The organism is Aeromonas sp. FDAARGOS 1419, assembly GCF_019047045.1.
GTDB classification, from domain to species: Bacteria; Pseudomonadota; Gammaproteobacteria; order Enterobacterales; family Aeromonadaceae; genus Aeromonas; species Aeromonas veronii.
This window is the reverse complement of record NZ_CP077209.1, coordinates 2,353,407-2,372,228: the sequence shown is the minus strand read 5'-3', so window position 1 is coordinate 2,372,228 and position 18,822 is coordinate 2,353,407. Positions and strand designations below refer to the sequence as shown.

Sequence of the window (18,822 nt, the reverse complement as noted above, 5' to 3'; positions counted from 1 at the left end):
CTGATGTTCAGGGCTTTTTGATTCCGGTATATGTGATGTTCATATGAATACTAGTTGGCACGCTATTTGCCGAAAAGTGCGGTGTCGGATCAACTCAACGGCGATTTATAGCCAAAAAAAGTGGGATCCAGCTCCCGTTTTGCTTAAAGTGATCCCTTCCGATCCCGGTGGTCGGAATGCCCGCAAGGATGCCCTTCAGACGTAAACAGGATGGCCTGGCCAGACTGACTCTCAGAGATGTGATTGCTTCGGTTCTCTTTTTATCTGTCACCTGTGGTGATAGCGCCTTGTTCCGTTCAGTCAGCCCGGGTTTTGCGTCTCTCTCATCGTGCATTGTCACCATCTGCAGCGAGTGAATCATGAGCGAATCGGTTTTTGAGATCCACGACTGGACCCTGAGCGTTGACGACAACATGCTGTGTCGCCCCGACCGCGAGGTCTACCTCGAACCCAGACTGGTCAACCTGTTGCGGTTTCTGGCCCATAATGCCGGCACCGTGTTTGGCCGCGATGCCCTGATCAACGAGGTGTGGGATGGCGCCGAGGTGACCGATCAGGTTGTGACCCAGTCCATCTTCGAACTGCGCAAGATCCTCAAAGATGGTCGCACCGATGCGACCGACTATATCGTCACCGTACCCAAGCGCGGCTACAAGCTGGTGGCACCGGTGCGGCCGCTGCAGGTGGTTTCCGTGGTGATGGCGGACGAGCAACCCGTGCCCGCGGTCAATACCGCTCTCTCCGACAACCCGACGCTCTCCGATCTGAGCCCGCCCGCGGCTGAGCAGGATGATGATGCACAGCCCAATGTCGCCCCTTTTCCCGCCGGGCCCCTGACCCGCGCCATCTCCACCCATGCCAAGGATGCTCGCAGCCGCTGGAAGATGGTGAGTTTCGATATCTTCGTTGCCATCGTGCTGATCGCCATTGTCAGCATGCTCAGCTACCAGCACACCAGCCCCCAGGTGCATGCCATGCTGGATCCCAATCTGCTGGTGTTCCGCTTTCACTCCGGCATGGATGACAACAACGAGAACGTGCGCCTCGCCGATGGCATTACCCGCGCCCTGATGGGGGAGGTGGCCGTGGCTACGCCGCTGCGGGTGCAGTACGGCGCCACCACTCTGATGGGGGGCATCATGCCCGGCAAGGAGCTGAGTGTGCGGGTCACCCGCCAGCCCCGTGGCACCTATCTCGATCTGGAGTATCGCAATATCAATACCAACCGGGTGCTGTTCAGCCATCAGTACCAGCTCAGTCGCCACAGTGTGCACGGTGTGTTGCAGGCCAGCAGCCAGGATCTGCTGCGCGCCCTCGACCAACCCGATGCCGAGCCGGGGATGGGCTGGCCGACCGATGATGCCTCCCTGATGGCGATGATGGAGGCGCAGTACTACATCAACAGCCGGGATCCGGTCGCCCTCAAGCGTGGGATTGATCTGCTGGAGCAGGCGCTGATTGTCCATCCGGATCAGCCGCTGCTGCTGGCGGAGCGCTATCTGGCAGGCGAGGCGCTGGCCACCCTTGCGGGCAAATCCGAGAGCGAGCGGCTGCAGGAGATTGGCACCCATCTCGCCCGCGTGGTGCAAAACAGCGGCGCTCTCCCTGCTCGGGTGTGGGAGGCGTTGACCCTGCAGGCGATCCTCAACGGCCAGCAACAGCAGGCCAACTATCTGCTGGAGAAGGCGGCGAGTCGCGGCCGCTCTGTGCTCTATTACATACTGCAGGGCAAGCTGGCGGAGCTGGACGGTCGCCCCGAGGCGGCGGGTGATGCCTACAGTCAGGCCTTCCTGATGGAGGCGACCGAGCAGACCTATCTGCTCTGCCAGCAGCTCGGTTTCTACAGCAATATGGAGAGCCTCACCCCGGCCCTGTTCAATGCGCTGGGCCAGAGCAAGGTGAAGCTCTTCTAACTCCGTAGTGTTGGTTTTCCCCCGGTCGGTGCGGTTGCCGACCCCATCCACAGGCTGCCTTCGGGCGGCCTGTGCTGTTTCTGCTTGTTTCAATCCTGCTTGTTTGTCACCGGGGATAGTTGCTCTGGTGTGGCCCGATTTATCCCCCGCCGCTCCCCACTATCCCCACTTGCCTTTATCTTGCCCGCGGCATTCGCTGCACTCGCGTTTGTTCGGCTTCACGCCGCGCGCAGCTTGTGACATCTGCTCGTTGTTGGCGGCGGGATAAGCTGTCTGTCTCGACCCATTTCTCATTGCTTACCGGTTATCGCCGTTGCGCTTTACCTCTGAGTTTGGATTGTGATGAGCCGAGCTGAGGGGCGAACAGGAGGTGAGTGTCCACTCAGGGTGATGATCAGCAGGGCTTCCAAATGGCCGCAAGGGCAGGGGGGCGCAATGGGCGCTGCTTTATCCCGGGTTTATCTGACCAAAAATATCAAGACGGCGAGATAAGGGAGTTATCAAGGGACAAAAACGGGTTGGCCGGATATCAAGGTTTTATCAAGAAGGCTGTGTGATGTGATGTCAATTTACTGTTTTTAAATGGTTTTTATCAAAAGTGACGAGGCGGCGAAAAAAGTTGCCTCATATTTTTATCCGTTAGCTGGTCTTTATGTTTTCCGGGGATGAGAGGCCTAGTCTGTGCCCATTCTTTGGCGGGGCGTTCCGCCAAATGTGTATGTGACGACCCGACCTTTTATAGAACCGGAGATCTTATGTCCCTAGATACGAGCAAGAAGATTGGCCTTATCGCCTGTACAGGTGTGGTGGCCGGCAACATGATGGGGAGCGGTATCGCACTGCTGCCTTCGGCACTGGCCACCATCGGCTCCATCTCTGTCTTTAGCTGGGCAATCTGTCTGGTAGGCGCCATGGGCCTCGCCTTTGTCTTCGCCCGCCTTGCTACCAAGAACCCGCAAGAGGGTGGCCCCATTGCTTACGCTGGCGAGATCTCTCCGGTGTTCGGTTTCCAGACCGGTGTGCTTTATTACCATGCCAACTGGATCGGTAACCTGGCCATCGCCATTACCGGCGTCTCCTACCTCTCGGTCTTCTTCCCCATTCTCAACAGCCCCATTCCGGCCGCCGCAGCCACCATCGCTGCCGTCTGGATCTTCACCTTCGTCAACCTGCTTGGCGGTAGCTGGGTGAGCCGACTCTGTACTCTGGGTCTGGTGCTGATCCTGCTGCCGGTTGTCGGTACTGCGGTGATGGGCTGGGGTCATTTTGATGCCACTGTTTACAGCCAGAACTGGAACACCACCAGCGGTAGCGACCTGCATGCGGTCATCAGCGCCGTGCTGATCTGCCTCTGGTCCTTCGTCGGTGTTGAATCTGCCGCCGTCTCTTCCGGCATGGTGAAGAACCCCAAGCGTACAGTACCGCTCGCTACCATGCTGGGTACCGGTATTGCCGGTGTTATCTACATCCTCTCTACCCAGGTGATCAGCGGCATGTTCCCGGCCGGTGAAGTGGCAGCCTCCGGCGCCCCGTTTGCCATGGCCTCTTCCGCCATCTTCGGTAGCTGGTCTGCACCGTTTGTCTCTGCCTTCACCGCCCTGGCCTGCTTCACCTCGCTGGGCTCCTGGATGATGCTGGTGGGCGAGGCGGGCAAGCGTGCCGCCAATGACGGCAACTTCCCGAAAATCTATGGCGAAGTGGACAAGAACGGCGTAGCCAAGAAGGGTCTGATCCTGGGCTCCCTGAAGATGACTGCCCTGATGGTTGGCCTGACCGCCTTCACCTCCCAGTCCGCTCATGCTGCCGATCTCTTCAACGTGCTGACCACAGATGCTGTGCTGCTGACCATGCTGCCCTACTTCTACTCCAGCATTAACCTGATCCGCTTCGAGGGCATGACCTCCCGCAGCATCGGCGCGATGATCTTCTCCGGTGTGGCCTGCGTCTTCTGTCTGGTAGCCCTGATGGGTGCCAAGGGTTCCAACCTCACAGCTACCTTCGTGGTGTCGCTCATCATCCTGATGTTCTACGCCAAAAAACTGGGTCTGCGTCAGCACGATGCCCTGCTGAACGAACAACCCAGCAACTGATTTCCCCTTTTATCTTCCGAGCGCTCTTCACTCACCATCCCTGATGGAGAGCGCCCCTTTACGTGTGGAGCATTACGATGAATATCATTGCCATCCTCAACCACCTCGGCGTTTTCTTTAAAGAAGAACCCATTCGCCAGCTGCAAGCCTCCCTCGAGCGCAAGGGTTTCGAGGTTGTTTATCCGGTCGACGTCGCCGACCTGCTGAAACTGATTGAGAAGAACCCCCGTGTTTGCGGCGCCATCTTCGACTGGGACAAATACTCTCTGGGCCTGTGCAAGGAGATCCACGATCGCAACGAGAAGCTGCCGATCTTCGCCTTCGCCAACGACCAGTCCACCCTCGATATTCACCTGACCGACCTGCGTCTGAACGTGCACTTCTTCGAGTACCGTCTCGGCATGGCCGATGACATCGCCCTCAAGATGGGTCAAGCCACTCAGGAGTATCAGGACGCCATCCTGCCGCCGTTCACCAAGGCACTGTTCAAGTACGTGGAAGAGGGTAAATACACTTTCTGTACTCCGGGTCACATGGGCGGTACCGCCTTCCAGATGAGCCCGGCCGGCAGCATCTTCTATGACTTCTACGGCCCGAACGCGTTCAAGGCTGACGTCTCCATCTCCATGCCGGAGCTGGGCTCCCTGCTGGATCACTCTGGTCCGCACAAGGAAGCCGAAGAGTACATCGCCCGTACCTTCAACGCCGATCGCTCCTATATCGTTACCAACGGCACCTCCACTGCCAACAAGATCGTCGGCATGTTCTCCGCGCCGGCTGGCAGCACTGTGCTGGTTGACCGCAACTGCCACAAGTCGCTCACTCACCTGATGATGATGAACGATGTGACGCCGATCTACTTCCGTCCGACCCGCAACGCCTACGGCATTCTGGGCGGTATCCCGCAGAGCGAATTCAGCCGCGACACCATCGCAGCCAAGGTTGCCGCGACACCGGGTGCCCAGGCTCCCCGTTACGCCGTCGTCACCAACTCCACCTATGATGGCCTGCTCTACAACACCGGCTTCATCAAGGAGAGTCTGGATACCCCTTACATCCACTTCGACAGTGCCTGGGTGCCTTACACCAACTTCAGCCCGATCTATGAAGGCAAGTGCGGCATGAGCGGCGAAGCCATGCCGGGCAAGGTGTTCTACGAAACCCAGTCCACCCACAAGCTGCTGGCGGCCTTCTCCCAGGCCTCGATGATCCACATCAAGGGTGACGTGGAGGAAGAGACCTTCAACGAAGCCTTCATGATGCACACCTCCACCTCGCCGCAGTACGGCATCGTGGCCTCTACCGAGATCTCTGCTGCCATGATGCGTGGCAACACCGGCAAGCGTCTGATCAAGGACTCCATCGATCGCGCCATCTCCTTCCGCAAAGAGATCAAGCGTCTGCGTGATCAGAGCGAAGGCTGGTTCTTCGACGTATGGCAGCCGGACAACATCGACACCGTCGAGTGCTGGAAGCTGGATCCGAAAGATGACTGGCACGGCTTCAAGGACATCGATGACAACCACATGTACCTGGATCCGATCAAGGTCACCCTGCTGACCCCGGGTATGGGTCGTGATGGTAAGCTGCTGGAGAAGGGCATCCCTGCCTCTCTGGTCTCCAAGTTCCTGGACGAGCGCGGCATCGTGGTCGAGAAGACCGGTCCTTACAACATGCTGTTCCTCTTCTCCATCGGTATCGATCAGTCCAAGGCGATGCAGCTGCTGCGCGCCCTGACCGAGTTCAAGCGTGGTTACGATCTGAACCTGACCATCAAGAACATCCTGCCGAGCCTCTATCGTGAAGATCCGAGCTTCTACGAAGGGATGCGCATTCAGGAGCTGGCCCAGAGCATCCACGATCTGACCTGCAAATACCGTCTGCCGGAGCTGATGTTCAAGGCGTTCGACGTGCTGCCGGAGATGAAGATGACCCCGCATGCTGCATGGCAGCAAGAGCTGGCGGGCAATCTGGAAGAGGTGCCGTTGCGTGACATGGTTGACCGCATCAGCGCCAACATGATCCTGCCGTACCCGCCGGGAGTTCCGTTGGTACTGCCGGGCGAGATGGTGACCCAGGATTCTCTGCCGGTGCTCGAGTTCCTCGAGATGCTGTGCGAGATCGGTGCCCACTACCCGGGTTTCGAGACCGACATCCACGGCCTCTATCGTCAGGCCGATGGCAGCTACACCGTCAAGGTGCTGCGTTAATCGACAGTGACAACAGTCGAAAGTGACAACAACGGGCCGCAAGGCCCGTTTTTCCCTCCGGAATTCCTGTTCTTATTGCGTGAGTCGCCAATCATGAAGCGAGTGCTCTCTATTCAATCCCACGTAGTCTTTGGCTGTGCCGGCAACAGTGCCGCCGTTTTTCCCATGCGTCGCCTCGGGATCGAGGTGTGGCCGATGAACACGGTGCAGTTCTCCAACCACACCCAATACCGCGAAGGCTGGCAGGGGATGGTGATGCCCGGCGGCCATATCCGTCAGCTGGTAAACGGCCTGGCGGAGATCGGTGTGCTGGCCGAGTGCGATGCGATCTTGAGCGGCTACCTCGGCTCGGCCGAACAGGGGGAGGAGATCCTGGCGGCGGTGGCCCGGCTCAAGGCGCTCAATCCGGCCGCCCTCTATTTTTGTGATCCCGTGATGGGTCACCCCGACAAGGGGTGCATAGTGGCACCCGGCGTCGCCGATTTTCTGAAAAACCGGGCACTGGCCTGCGCCGATATGCTGGCCCCCAATCTGCTGGAGCTGGAACAGCTCACCGGCCGCGATATCCGCAATGTGCCGGAGGCCATCGAGGCGTGCCAGCAGCTGCGCGCGCAAGGGGTCAAGCTGGTGATGGTCAAGCATCTGGGCAAGGCAGGTTTTGCCATGGACCGCTTCGAAATGTTGCTGGTGTGTGAGGAGGGAATCTTTCATCTCTCCCGCCCACTCTACCCTTTTGCCCGCCACCCCATCGGGGTGGGGGATCTGCTGAGCGCCACCATGCTGGCCAATCTGCTGGCCGGTTGTACCCCGGTCGCGGCGTTCGAGCTTACCAACGCCAGTGTCGATGCCGTGCTGGCCCGCACCTGGCTGGCGGGAGCTTACGAGCTGCAACTGGTGGCGGCCCAGCACGAGATGGCGTTGCCGCAGGTCTCCATCCGGGCGACCCGCCTCTGAGCTGATTACGCGCACAGAAGAAACAACAAAGCCCTGATCATCAGGGCTTTTTATATTTCAGATTCAGGGAGATGGCTTAGTCTTGCGGGCTTTTGAGCGCCTTGACCACATCCTCTTTGGGCTCCAGCTCCTTGACCTGGTTGAAGATCTCCAGCTCCCCCTGCGGGCTGACGGTGTAGGCATCGGCATCCTGATAGCTGCCGCTACCGGCGCTCTCGATGATGACCACCAGCTCGGGCTGCTTGTCGCCATTCAAGTCGACCAGTTTCAGCTCTCGGATAAAGCCGTTGCGAGCCATCACCTTGCCATCCTGAAACTCATCCAATGGAAATTGGGCGTTCTGGCCCGAATAGAGCCGCACGTCATAGCTGCCGATGGAGGCGGGCTCACCGGCCCCCTGCGCTACCCGGATCACCTGTCCGGAGGGGAGGGTCAGCTGCTTGCTAAATCCCTCTTCGGCTTGTGCTTGCGCCGCCAGCGGCAGGGCCAGCAGCCCTGCCATGATCAATGCTCTGTTCATCTTGCAACCTCTTGCTGTCTGTTGAGGGCGGGCTCCCGGGGAGCCCGCCCTGATGCTGTTACCAGATCTTCACCCGCTTCTGGGGTGGCAGATAGAGTTTGTCCCCCGGCTGGATGTTGAATGCCTCGTAGAAGGCGGGAATGTTCGGCACCACGCCGTTGACCCGGTACTCGGGGGGCGAGTGGGGGTCGGAGCGCAGCAGCATCTGCATCAGCTCGGGGCGATACATCCCCTTCCACACCTGCGCCCAGCCGAGGAAGAAGCGCTGCTCGCCGGTGAAGCCATCCAGCACTGGCGCCTCCTTGCCATCCAGTGACAGCTCGTAGGCCTTGTGGGCGATGGTGAGGCCGCCCAGATCGCCGATGTTCTCCCCCAGGGTAAACTGGCCATTGACGAACTGGCCGTTGATGGGCTCGAAGCGGTTGTACTGGGCCACCAGACGGCTGGTGCGGAAGCGGAACTCCTTGAGATCCTGCGGTGTCCACCAGTCGCGCATCATGCCGTCGCCGTCGGATTTGGCCCCCTGATCATCAAAACCGTGGCCCATCTCGTGGCCAATGACCCCGCCGATGGCGCCGTAGTTGACCGCATCATCCGCCGTCATGTCGAAGAAGGGGGGCTGCAAGATGGCCGCCGGGAAGACGATCTCGTTGTTGCTCGGGTTGTAGTAGGCGTTCACCGTTTGCGGCGACATATGCCATTCGTCCCGGTCGACCGGCTTGCCGAGGCGCGCCAGACTATCTGCGTATTCAAAGGCTTGCGAGCGTTGCAGGTTGCCCACCAGATCATCCGGTTTGATGGCGATGGCGCTGTAATCCTTCCACTTGTCGGGGTAGCCGATCTTGGGGCGGAACTTGGCCAGCTTCTCGAGGGCCTGCGCCTTGGTCTCGGGCGACATCCAGTCGAGCTCCTTGATGCTCTGGCCGTAGGCGGTGCGCAGGTTCTCCACCAGCTGCTCCATCCGCTCCTTGGCTGCTGGCGGGAAGTAGCGGGCCACATAGAGCTGGCCGACCGCTTCACCCAGATGATCGTTCAGCACCCCGAGCGCCCGCTCCCAGCTGGCGCGCTGCTTGGGCGTGCCGCTTAATGTGGTGCCGTAGAAGGCAAAGTTGGCGCGGTCGGTCTCGCTGTCGAGATAGGGGGCGTAGTCGGTCAGCAGTTGCCACTTGAGGTAGGCCTGCCAATCGGCGATGGGGGTCTGGGCCATCACCTGATCCAGCGCGCTCAGATAGGTCGGCTGGCCGATGATGAGTTCCGGCTGACCAGCAATGCCCGCGGCATTGAGATAAGCCTGCCAGTCGAGATGGGGGGCGAGCCGTGCCAGTTCGCTGGCGGGGCGCTTGTTGTAGTTCTTCTCCCGATCCCGCAGGGCCACGTTGTCCCACTGGATGGTGGCGAGCCGGGTTTCGAGGGCCAGAATCCGCTTGGCCTTTCCGCTCGGGTCAGACTCACCGAGGCGGCTCAGCATGGCGGCGATATGCTGCTGGTACTTCTGGCGCAGGGCCTGACTGTCGGGATCCTGCTTGAGGTAGTAGTCCCGATCCGGTAGCCCCAGTCCACCTTGATAGAGGTAGACCGCATAGCGGTCGGGGGACTTGGCATCGGCGTCGATCCAGATGCCGAACGGCGCGCCGCCGCCCATGCGGCCACTTTGGGCAAAGGCGCGGGCCAGCGCAGCCTGATCACCGATCCGATCGATGTCGGCCAGCGCCGGTGCCAGCGGGGTGAGCCCCTTGGCGTCACGGCTTGCCTGATCCAGATAGCTGGCGTAGAGATCGCGGATCTGCTGGGTCGGCGTGCCGGTGGCGGCCTCCTGCTTGGCCAGCCCCTCGACCAGCACCCGCACATCGGCGAGGGATTTGTCTCGCAGCATGTAGAAGGCACCATCGGCGGGGCGATCGTCTGGGATCTTGGCGGTGGCGAGCCACTTGCCATTGACGTAGCGGAAGAAGTCATCGCCGGGTTTAACCCGGGTATCCATATTGGCCAGCGCCAGCCCGGAGTGTTTGGGGGAGTCTTGCGGTGCCTGACTGCAGCCAGCCAGCAGGGCCAGTCCAATCAGGCCGGCCAGTAAGCTTTTCTTATTGTTCATCTTGTTTGATTCCAATTCGGGTTGTTTGCTTCCCTGCCCATCTTCCTTGCTCCAACCGGTTGTGCGACCGCCTTGCGGCCAGCCTGGTGGAGAGGGCGGGCGAGCCTCACTCTAGCAGCAGGGTTGCAGCTTGATAAGCCCGACTCTGCTAAGATCGGCCGGTCCGTTTTGGGGAAGCCTATGATTTCTCATCTTTATTCTCGCTTTTGTCTGACTATGCCAGCGCCGGAAGGTTCCACCGGTCTGCTGGTGGCCTTCAGTGGCGGCCTCGACTCTACCCTGCTGCTGGTGCTGGCGGCGCAGTATGCCCGCGAGCATGGCCTGCCGCTTCGCGCCCTGCACGTGCACCACGGCCTCAGTCCCCATGCCGATGAGTGGGTCGCTCATTGTGAAGCCGTGTGTCAGCAATTGGCGGTGGAGCTGCTGGTGGAGCGGGTAACACTGGCCCGTGACAATGGCGAGAGTCTGGAGGCGCAGGCCCGCACAGCCCGTTACCAGCGGCTGACCGCCCGGATGCGGGAGGGGGAGTGGCTGCTCACCGCCCACCATCAGGACGATCAGCTGGAGACCCTGCTGCTAGCCCTCAAGCGCGGCGCCGGTCTGCGTGGCCTGGCGGGGATCTTGCCAAGCCAGCCCTTTGCTGGCGGCCTGTTGCTGCGGCCGCTGCTCAATATGAGTCGCGCCGAGCTGGCCGAGGCGGCAGCGAGCCTCCCCTTTGGCTGGGTGGAGGATGAGAGCAATCAGGATGTGAGCTATGACCGCAACTTTTTGCGCCAGACGCTTATCCCCCAAATCAAGGCGCGCTGGCCCGCCATGGCCCAGACCGCGGCGCGCAGCATGGCCCTGTGCGCCGAGCAGGAGGCGCTGCTGGACGAGCTGGCCGAGAGCGACTGGCAGCTGGCGGGCGAGGGGGAGGCACTCCATATCGGCCCGCTGCACGCCCTTTCACCCACTCGGCGCAACAACCTGTTGCGCTACTGGATCCGCCGTCAGGGGGGGGAGATGCCATCCCGTGAGCAGCTTGCCCGGCTCTGGCAGGAGGTGGCGCTGGCGCGCGGCGATGCCAATCCCCAGCTCAACTGGGGGCGCCAGAGCTGCCGTCGTTTTCAGGAGCGGCTCTATCTGGTGAGCCCTGACCTGCAACCCTGTCATCAGGTATTGCCGCTGACCGTGGGTGAGCCGCTGACCCTGCCGGACGGTTTGGGCGAGCTGGTGGTACGTATGGTGGAGTGCGGCGAGGATCTGCTGCGCTCCCCCCGAGCGGACGAGCCCCTCTCGGTGCGTTTTCAGGTGGCGCCCGGGATCCCCCTCAAACCGGTGGGGCGGGGCGGTAGTCGGCGGATGAAGAAGCTGCTACAGGAGTATGGAGTGCCTTCGTGGCAGCGGGGGCGCATCCCCATCCTCTACTATGGCGAGCAGGCGGCGGCGGTAGTGGGGCTCTTTGTCTGCGACGGTTTTATGGCGCAGGGTGCCGGGCTGGTGTGCCACTGGCAGGGGAGCGGTGCCGCCCCGGTTCTACCCGAGCAGGATCTTGCCTGAGGTGATCTCGGTGTGAGGGGGGATTAGCCCCAAAAAAAGAAGCTCCGGTCACATGGCTCGCATGTGCCGGAGCAAAGAAGAGTTCGCGATTATTCGTTAGGGCTGGCCTTGCCGGCTTTTTTGCGGGCGTAGAGGTGACTGTCGGCCGCCTCGTAGAGGCTCGGCACATCGACCCCGGATTGCCAGCTGGCGGCGCCAAGGCTGCATCCGACCGAGAAGGTGCTGAGCTCTTTGTTGGTCATCAACATATGCTGCAGTCGCAGCCAGACCGGGCGCCACGCCTCGGGTTCGGCCGGTTGCAGCAGCAGGGCAAATTCATCTCCCCCGAGCCGGAAGGCTTGATCCGTGCTGCGGATACACCCCTTGAGCAGCTGGGCAAAACGGCTCAGCACCAGATCCCCCACCGGATGACCCCAGGTATCATTGATCTGCTTGAAGCGATCGAGATCCAGCAGCACCAGCACCAGACCGTGGGGCTCGCGGCTGTGCTGCTCGATGGCGCGGCCGATGGCCTCGTCAAAGTAGGAGCGGTTGCCAAGGCCGGTCAGGTGATCGAGCCGGACCAGCTGATCCAGTTTTTCCAGCCGCAGATAGAGGGGGAGCAGCAGGCAGAGCAGCTGATGGTATTGCATCAGTACCCGTTGCTGACTGCCGCTCAGCGGATGTTCCAGCTCGTAGTGAAGCTGGCCGAGCAGCTGGCCATGCTGACCGCGCAGCTCGAACGGATAGTTGTGCAGGTTGAGGGTGGCCAGCGGCGGGTGCTGGATCAGCACATGGGGCTGGCCACAATCGAGGTAGAGACCGTGGATCCTGACAATTCTTGCCGCACGATCGGCAAAAGTTGTCAGCAGACCGCCGAGATCGCTCTGCCCCAACAACTGCTCGAGCAACTGGTTGCGTTCAACGCTGGGCAACGGCGTGAGCCGCTCCATCTGGCGAACCCACTGCTCGATGCCATGGCTAAAGCCATTAAGTGACGACGTATTTTCCATGGTCTTCCACCTGTAACACCTGACTACTGTCTCCTCCCTGCAATTGGCATGCCCAATATATCTTTCCTGCCCGCCAGATCGGCTGACTAAGCTTAAGTCGATAAAAGGAGAGGAAAATTTGTACACAGACCTGTTGATCCTGCTGTTCGCCGCCGTCCTGCTGGTGGCAACTTTCCGGCGCCTCGGCTTGCCGGTCATCCTTGCCTACCTGATTGCCGGCGTCTTGCTCGGCCCCCACGGGCTGGCGGTGATCACCGGCCAGTCGATCATGCAGACCATTGCCGAGCTGGGGATCGTCTTTCTGATGTTCTCGCTGGGGCTGGAGTTTTCTCTGCCGAAATTGCTGGCGATGCGCCGGTTGGTGTTGGGGGTCGGGATGTTGCAGGTGCTGCTCACGTCACTGCTTTTCTTCGCCATCGGCTGGTGGTGGGGGTTGGGTCTGGCCCAGTCGCTGGTGGTGGCGGGGACGCTAGCGCTCTCCTCGACGGCTGTGGTGATCAAGCAGCTCGGCGAGCAGAAGCAGCTCCATACCCGCCGCGCCCAGCTGGGGGTGAGCGTGCTGCTGTTTCAGGATCTGGCGGTGGTGCCCCTGCTGGTGATGATCCCCATTCTCGCCCAGCCGGAAGTGCAGGGGAGTGCCCTGGCCGCCGAGATCGCCTGGGCCACCCTCAAGGGGCTGTTTGCTCTCTTCACTCTGCTGGCGGTGGGCAAGTGGTTGCTGCCGCTGCTGTTTCACGAGGTGGCGCGGGCCCGCTCCGACGAGTTGTTCGTGCTGAGTGCCCTGCTTGTGGCGCTGCTGGCTGCCTACATGACCCATTCGCTCGGGCTGTCGATGGCGCTGGGGGCGTTTCTGGCGGGGATGATGCTGGGGGAGTCCCACTACCGTCATCAGCTTGAGGTAGACATCAAGCCCTTTCGCGACGTGTTGATGGGGCTCTTTTTTATCACCATCGGTATGGCTATGGAGTGGGAGCTGGTGGCGCGGGCTTGGTGGCAGGTGCTGATCTGCGTGGTATTGCTGGTGCTGTGCAAATCCCTGCTGGTGCTGCTTGCCGGGCGGCTGATGGGGGAGCGCAAGCGCGACAGCATGGCCGCCGGCATCATGCTCAGTCAGGTGGGAGAGTTTGGCTTCGTGCTGCTGGCACTGGCACTGCACCACGGTCTGCTGGATCAGCAGCTGGTCTCCCTGCTCATCGGCATCGGCATCATCTCCATCGCCATGACCCCCTGGCTGGTGACCCAGGCCCATTCGCTGGCCCGCAGCCTGACCGATCCGGCGCTGCTGACCCGCTCCGAAGTCGCCCAGTCGGGCCTGAGCAAAAACCAGCATGTCATCATTGCCGGGTTTGGCCGGGCCGGGCAGACCTGTGCCCGCTTTCTCAAGATCGAGGAGATCCCCTTTCTGGCCCTCGATCTTGACCCGGAGCGGGTGAGCGAGGCCAAGCTGGCGGGGGAGCAGGTGGCCTTCGGCGATGCCAGCCGCCGCGATATTTTGCTGGCCGCCGGATTGCTGCGGGCACGGCTGGTGATCATCACCTTCGATGATCGCAAACGGGTGGAGGCGATGCTGGCACTGATCCGCGAACTGGCGGGGGATCTCAAGGTGCTGGTGCGTACCCGGGATGACAGTTTTCTGGAGCAGTACAAGCAGGCGGGGGCGTTTGAGGTGATCCCCGAGTCCCAGGAGGGGGCCCTGATGCTGGTCTCCCACCTGCTGCTCAACTGCGATATCCCCATCGGTCGGGTGATCCGCCGGATGGAGCTGGAGCGCAGCAGCCAGTATCGCTTCCTGCACGGCTTCTACTGGGGGGATCAGAGCGCCAGCAATCTGGAGGCAGATCAGCTGCTTGAACGCCTCCATCCGCTGTTGCTGCACGATCAAGCGTGGGCGGTAGGCCGTGAAGTGCGCGAGTTGCCGCTTGATGAGGTGCGGATCAAGGAGGTGCAGCGTGGCGATCAGAGCCTGGAGCCCAGACCCGAACTGGTGCTGGCGGCCGGTGACCGGCTGATCCTGTTTGGTACCGTGGTGGCGATGGAGCAGGCGGAGCAGCGTTTGCTGGAGGGACGCTGAGTCCCCTTGCTCTCATCGGCCGCGCCCTTTATTCCCGCTCTTTTGGTAGCCCTTCGATATCGAGGAAGGCGACGACCCGCTCTCGCTCCCTCAGGGTGTCCTGATAGCCCAGCTTGATCAGCTGCTGGCAATAACCCGGATAGAACATCAAAAAGCTGGCCAGACTGCTGGTCTCATCTCCCTTCACGCCCAGCACCCGCAACAGACGGCGCAACTTTAGCGGCAGTTTGCGCAGGTAGGCCAGTGCGATGGTGTCGAGATCCTGACTCGGTTTCAGCACACAGGTCTCCACCCGCTTCAGCTTGAGGCGGTTGCGCTCCCGCTCCGGGATAAGATCCAGAGTCTGGTTGATGCGCCACAGCCGCTCCAGATCGGAGTTGAGGGTGTCGGTAAAGACCGTATCGAGCAGATGGCTGGCGATATTGGAGCTGGTGAGATGGCCGTGATGATGGGTCGGTGCCGAGTGCGCCGGCGGATCCAGGGTGATCAGCAGGATCCGCTCCGCCCCCAGATGGATGGCGGGGCTGAGCGGGCTCAGCTGGTGGATGGATCCGTCGCCGTAGAACTTCTCGCCGATCCGGGTGGCTGGAAAGACGAAGGGGAGAGCCGAGGAGGCGAGCAGGTGCTCCGATGTAAGCACGGTGCGTACCCCGCGCCGTCTGGCTCGCTCCCACGGATGATGGTCGGCCCGCCCCTGAAAGAAGGTGGTGGAGAGGCCGTCGTCGTAATCCGATGCCGTGATGGCCAGCGCCTCCAGACTGCCGTAGAGGATGTTGTCATCGATGCGGTGATAGTCGATAAGTTGATCCAGCAGGCGGTGCAGCGGCGCGTTGTCAAAGAGGTGAAAGGCGTGGTTGGTGTGGGGATTGATCAGCCCCGCCGACCCCTCGTACATCAGTCGCCACAGCAGGCGCCCCGGGTGAAAATCGAAGATGTGGTGAGTCTCGAAGCGGCGCCAGACCCACTCCAGCTTGCGCACCCCCAGATGGAAGCAGGAGGCGTAGCAGGCCAGCGCGGTGACATTGATGGCCCCCGCCGAGGTGCCACAGAGTATGGGAAAAGGGATGCCGAGATTGCGCGGGTAGAGCTCAGCAATCGCTTTGAGGGCTCCGACCTGATAGGCGGCGCGAGCACCGCCACCGGTGAGCAACAACGCTGTATTGGGTCTGGCCATATGCTGGCGCCTTATCGTGTTCTGACAAGAATGTTCCCACTGACAAGTTAACTATAAGGCGCTGTATCAAATATAAAAACGGGCGCTCGCCCGTTTTTTTCATGGCCCCATGTCAAAGGGCTCGGTGGGGATTTTCCGGCCGAGCCAGCTGATCGAAGGCGGCGAATACCGGGGCGCTGGCGAGGATGCGACCGTGGCCCAGACCCCGGGTGCTCACCAGCCGGGTATGACCATCCTGACTGGCCCGCAAGGAATCGCCGTGCGGGGCAAACCTGTCCTCCTCGTCGTGCACTATCATCGCCGCGCCGCTGCGACTGGCGAGGCGACCCAGCGGGTCGACCGTGCTCAAGGGGTGCTGGTACTCCTGCTCAATCTCCTTGACCACCGCATCGAACAACCGGATGGAGTAGCCGGAGCGCGCCACCATGCCGTAGAGCTGGGGCACATAGTCGAGCACCGGCGAAATCAACAGCAGCGGCAGGGTATCGATACCCGGCTGACGGCTGGAGAGGGTGACGGCGCCTCCCATGCTGTGGGCGATGACCCCGTGCAGCGGGCCTACTTCGCTGGCCAGCTTGGTCGCCAACTCGTCGAAGGCGCGCACGAAACGGGGCAGGTGGCCAGTGTTGCCCGCGCTCTGGCCGTGGGCCGGATGATCGTAGGCAATGGCGGTGAAACCCTGCGCGGCGATATGGCTCATCAGCGGATAGAACTGGCTGGCGCTGCCGGACCAGCCGTGCATCAGCAGCCACAGTGGTCCCTGACCGAGCCGATAGCTCATCAATACCCCTTCGCTGGTATGGACGGCCTGCTTCACCAGACCGGCAGGTTCGTGGCCATCCCGCTGGCTGCGCTGGGGGGTGAGCAGCAACTTGCTGGCGGTGCGCTTGGCATGGGTGGGGGCGAGTCTGTGGTGCAACCGGGTACCGATCCCCAGCAGCCATTTGCTCGGGCTGAAGCGGCTGGTGTTGAAGTAGATCTTGCTGCTCATGGTCATCCTGTGGTTTTTATGTGCGAACGGTCGTGCTTTTTTGTTGGTTTTTAAAAATTAGTGTTGAACGGATGCCAAAACATCAGCGCCAGCTGCTCAGTAGAGCGTCCACCTCGGGCCAGAAGTGGCGGGCCGGATCCTGACACAGTTCGAGATCGTTGAACACCTGATCCGCCAGATAGAGGCCATAGAGACGGTAAACGGCGCGCCAGGGATCCATCTCGCGTCGCCACTCGCCTGCGGCCTGACCTTGCACCACCTGACGGGCCAGATAGTCGAGCCAGAAGCGCACCAGTTGCCGGGCAGCTTGCTGCACCAGGCTCTTTTGCTCATGGCCATCCTGCGCCGAGGTCCAGGCGTCGAGGAACATGCAGCGACCGGCGAAGCAGTGGTTCCACGCCTGCCAGGCGCGCAGCAGGGCGATCAGCTTGTCGTGCTGGCTCTGGTGCTCCTGCTGACGTACCGGCTGGATCACCCGCAGCCGGAACACCTCGGCGGCGTACTCCAGCACGGCGATCTGCAGATTGTCGCGAGATTGAAAGTGGGCAAACAGGCCGCTTTTCGACATCTCGCAGGCGCTGGCCAGCGAGCCGATGGTCAGGCTCTCCAGCCCTTGCTGGCTCGCCTGCTCAAAGGCAGTCTGCAAAATGTTTTCCCGGGTCAGGCGCCCCTTGCTCATCACTCTCTCCTCGTTGGCGCTGGCAGCATAAAGTACGATCGTGCTAATTGTCGAGCAACAAATAGCCAGCATGGCTGGCTATGTCGTCTCCCGCGTGTCACTGCGCGCGGGGGTCAGTTCTCCTTGATATCGAGCTGTTGCAGGGCGATGACCGCCTGAGTGCGGTTCTTGACCCCCAGTTTTCTGAAGATGGCGGTGATATGGGCCTTGATGGTGGCCTCGGAGACGTTGAGCTCCCAGGCGATCTGTTTGTTGAGGCTGCCATCGCGCAGCATGATCAGCACCTTGTACTGCTGGGGGGTGAGGCTGGCCAGCTTGCTGGCGAAATCGGGGCCATCTTCCGATTCGGGATGGAGCGAGATGCCTTCCGGCACCCAGTTATCCCCCCCGATCACCGTATTGAGGGCATTGACCAGCTCCTTCATCGGTACCGATTTGGGAATAAAGCCGAGCGCTCCGAGTCGCAACACCTGCTGGATGATGGCCGCATCTTCCGAGGCGGAGACCACCACGATAGGCAGGTCGGGGTACTGGCCGCGCAGGTGGGCCAGCCCCTCGAAACCATTGGCCCCGGGCATCTTGAGATCGAGCAGCAACAGGTCAACTTCGGGGTGCTCGCCGAGCAGGCTGGTCAGGCTGTCGATGGAGTCCGCTTCCAGCAATTGGGCGTCGTTGATGGCCATGTGCACCGCTTGGTATAGGGCGCCCCGAAACAGGGGGTGGTCATCTGCGATGACGATGGTAAATTGGCTGTCCATATTTCGGTTAATGGCTCACATTATTGCTAACTGATTGTTTTGAAAAATCAAACTAGCATCGCTCACCAAGAGGGTCAAACCCGCCGGTGCGCAAATGTGAAGCGACCATCGGATGTTTTGCCATCAGGGCAGATCGGCCGGTCGCAGGCAACTCATGCAGGAGGCAACAAATGGGTTCCTTGGTATTGGCGGTGGGCACCGGCTCCACCTGGGCGATGCGGGCTGCACTGGTGCTCGCCATGAGCGGGCTGACGTGGCAGGAGCAGGTGTTCGATCTGGAGGATGCCAAGTCGCTGGCGCGGCTCAAGCGGCTGGCACCGGCCGGTCTGGTGCCCTGGCTCGAACACGACGGCGTGCGGGTTCACGACTCGCTGGCCATCGCCGAATATGTTCACGAGCTCTGTCCCGACCGCCAGCTCTATCCGGTTTTGCTGGCCGAGCGGGCACTGGCTCGCAGCCTCTGCGCCGAGTTGCACGCGGGATTTCGGCAGATCCGTTCTCTGCTCCCCTTCTTTCTTGGGGCGCCAACCCGTATCGATCCCCCGGTGGAGGCGGTCGGTGAGCTGGCCCGTTTGCAGGAGATCTGGTCGCAGGCGCGGGGCCCCTTCTACTTTGGCGAGGCGGGCATTGTCGATGCCTTCTATGCAGTGATGGCCTATCGACTGGCCAGCTACGGCATCCTGTTGCCCGGTCAGGCCGGAGCCTATCAGCAGGCGCTGCTGGCCTGGCCCCTGTGGCAAGAGATGTTGGTCAAGGCGCGCCTGCAGTGGCCGGTGGCAGCGCGCCAGTCACAGTGAACCGTGGGAAATAGATAAACGAGAGAGGGGAGCCAGTGGCTC

Annotated in this window: 14 protein-coding genes; 7 read left to right on the top strand and 7 right to left on the bottom strand. The window is 61.2% G+C overall.

Annotated features, from left to right (window positions below; genetic code table 11):
* The first annotated feature begins 359 nt into the window (after positions 1–359).
* The 4 genes from cadC (at position 360) to pdxY (ending at position 7,167) form a co-directional block, all read left to right on the top strand.
* Entirely contained in the window at positions 360–1,913 is a 1,554-nt protein-coding gene (gene cadC / locus I6L49_RS10510) for a lysine decarboxylation/transport transcriptional activator CadC (protein WP_216949495.1), read from the top strand.
* A 755-nt stretch (positions 1,914–2,668) separates the two neighbouring features.
* Positions 2,669–4,003 carry a cadaverine/lysine antiporter gene (cadB, locus tag I6L49_RS10505; RefSeq protein WP_100646560.1) on the top strand — a complete coding sequence of 445 codons (1,335 nt, stop codon included), beginning with the start codon at positions 2,669–2,671 and terminating at the stop codon, positions 4,001–4,003.
* 77 nt (positions 4,004–4,080) lie between these two features.
* Positions 4,081–6,213, top strand: a complete 2,133-nt coding sequence (locus tag I6L49_RS10500; RefSeq protein WP_139443216.1) for a lysine decarboxylase CadA — start codon at positions 4,081–4,083, stop codon at positions 6,211–6,213.
* A gap of 93 nt (positions 6,214–6,306) precedes the next feature.
* Positions 6,307–7,167: a pyridoxal kinase PdxY gene (gene pdxY / locus I6L49_RS10495; protein ID WP_139399575.1), complete on the top strand. Its 861-nt coding sequence runs from the start codon at positions 6,307–6,309 to the stop codon at positions 7,165–7,167.
* A gap of 76 nt (positions 7,168–7,243) precedes the next feature.
* On the opposite strand, the gene I6L49_RS10490 is transcribed toward pdxY, so the two are convergent.
* The gene (locus tag I6L49_RS10490; protein ID WP_164537500.1) at positions 7,244–7,687 is read right to left on the bottom strand and encodes a PliI family lysozyme inhibitor of I-type lysozyme; all 444 of its coding nucleotides are present in this window, start codon (positions 7,685–7,687) and stop codon (positions 7,244–7,246) included.
* Positions 7,688–7,745: 58 nt separating this feature from the next.
* On the bottom strand, positions 7,746–9,779 hold the full coding sequence (locus I6L49_RS10485; RefSeq protein ID WP_216949494.1) for a M13 family metallopeptidase: 2,034 nt from the start codon (positions 9,777–9,779) through the stop codon (positions 7,746–7,748).
* A gap of 180 nt (positions 9,780–9,959) precedes the next feature.
* Between I6L49_RS10485 and tilS the strand changes: the two genes are divergently transcribed.
* Positions 9,960–11,318 carry a tRNA lysidine(34) synthetase TilS gene (gene tilS / locus I6L49_RS10480; RefSeq protein ID WP_216949493.1) on the top strand — a complete coding sequence of 453 codons (1,359 nt, stop codon included), beginning with the start codon at positions 9,960–9,962 and terminating at the stop codon, positions 11,316–11,318.
* An 89-nt stretch (positions 11,319–11,407) separates the two neighbouring features.
* Here tilS and I6L49_RS10475 read toward each other — a convergent pair whose 3' ends face one another.
* Positions 11,408–12,310 (bottom strand): GGDEF domain-containing protein, encoded by a 903-nt coding sequence (locus I6L49_RS10475; protein WP_005347848.1) that lies wholly within the window; start codon positions 12,308–12,310, stop codon positions 11,408–11,410.
* Between the two features lie 118 nt (positions 12,311–12,428).
* Between I6L49_RS10475 and I6L49_RS10470 the strand changes: the two genes are divergently transcribed.
* Positions 12,429–14,381 carry a monovalent cation:proton antiporter family protein gene (locus I6L49_RS10470; protein ID WP_005338473.1) on the top strand — a complete coding sequence of 651 codons (1,953 nt, stop codon included), beginning with the start codon at positions 12,429–12,431 and terminating at the stop codon, positions 14,379–14,381.
* A 28-nt stretch (positions 14,382–14,409) separates the two neighbouring features.
* On the opposite strand, the gene I6L49_RS10465 is transcribed toward I6L49_RS10470, so the two are convergent.
* From I6L49_RS10465 to I6L49_RS10450, 4 genes are all read right to left on the bottom strand, one after another.
* Positions 14,410–15,555, bottom strand: a complete 1,146-nt coding sequence (locus I6L49_RS10465) for a patatin-like phospholipase family protein (protein WP_005347843.1) — start codon at positions 15,553–15,555, stop codon at positions 14,410–14,412.
* Positions 15,556–15,667: 112 nt separating this feature from the next.
* Positions 15,668–16,546, bottom strand: a complete 879-nt coding sequence (locus I6L49_RS10460) for an alpha/beta hydrolase (protein WP_179903330.1) — start codon at positions 16,544–16,546, stop codon at positions 15,668–15,670.
* A gap of 82 nt (positions 16,547–16,628) precedes the next feature.
* Entirely contained in the window at positions 16,629–17,225 is a 597-nt protein-coding gene (locus tag I6L49_RS10455) for a TetR/AcrR family transcriptional regulator (protein ID WP_216949492.1), read from the bottom strand.
* A 113-nt stretch (positions 17,226–17,338) separates the two neighbouring features.
* On the bottom strand, positions 17,339–17,983 hold the full coding sequence (locus tag I6L49_RS10450; protein WP_005347836.1) for a response regulator transcription factor: 645 nt from the start codon (positions 17,981–17,983) through the stop codon (positions 17,339–17,341).
* A 170-nt stretch (positions 17,984–18,153) separates the two neighbouring features.
* Here I6L49_RS10450 and I6L49_RS10445 point away from each other — a divergent pair, with 170 nt between their 5' ends.
* Complete coding sequence (locus I6L49_RS10445) at positions 18,154–18,780, top strand: glutathione S-transferase (RefSeq protein WP_216949491.1); 627 nt, start codon at positions 18,154–18,156, stop codon at positions 18,778–18,780.
* Positions 18,781–18,822: the final 42 nt, after the last annotated feature.

Bases quoted from the DNA above. Each gene is read 5' to 3' on its own strand.
- cadC (WP_216949495.1), top strand. From the start codon at position 360: ATGAGCGAATCGGTTTTTGAGATCCACGACTGGACCCTGAGCGTTGAC.
- cadB (WP_100646560.1), top strand. From the start codon at position 2,669: ATGTCCCTAGATACGAGCAAGAAGATTGGCCTTATCGCCTGTACAGGT.
- I6L49_RS10500 (WP_139443216.1), top strand. From the start codon at position 4,081: ATGAATATCATTGCCATCCTCAACCACCTCGGCGTTTTCTTTAAAGAA.
- pdxY (WP_139399575.1), top strand. From the start codon at position 6,307: ATGAAGCGAGTGCTCTCTATTCAATCCCACGTAGTCTTTGGCTGTGCC.
- I6L49_RS10490 (WP_164537500.1), bottom strand. From the start codon at position 7,687: ATGAACAGAGCATTGATCATGGCAGGGCTGCTGGCCCTGCCGCTGGCG.
- I6L49_RS10485 (WP_216949494.1), bottom strand. From the start codon at position 9,779: ATGAACAATAAGAAAAGCTTACTGGCCGGCCTGATTGGACTGGCCCTG.
- tilS (WP_216949493.1), top strand. From the start codon at position 9,960: ATGATTTCTCATCTTTATTCTCGCTTTTGTCTGACTATGCCAGCGCCG.
- I6L49_RS10475 (WP_005347848.1), bottom strand. From the start codon at position 12,310: ATGGAAAATACGTCGTCACTTAATGGCTTTAGCCATGGCATCGAGCAG.
- I6L49_RS10465 (WP_005347843.1), bottom strand. From the start codon at position 15,555: ATGGCCAGACCCAATACAGCGTTGTTGCTCACCGGTGGCGGTGCTCGC.
- I6L49_RS10460 (WP_179903330.1), bottom strand. From the start codon at position 16,546: ATGAGCAGCAAGATCTACTTCAACACCAGCCGCTTCAGCCCGAGCAAA.
- I6L49_RS10455 (WP_216949492.1), bottom strand. From the start codon at position 17,225: ATGAGCAAGGGGCGCCTGACCCGGGAAAACATTTTGCAGACTGCCTTT.
- I6L49_RS10450 (WP_005347836.1), bottom strand. From the start codon at position 17,983: ATGGACAGCCAATTTACCATCGTCATCGCAGATGACCACCCCCTGTTT.
- I6L49_RS10445 (WP_216949491.1), top strand. From the start codon at position 18,154: ATGGGTTCCTTGGTATTGGCGGTGGGCACCGGCTCCACCTGGGCGATG.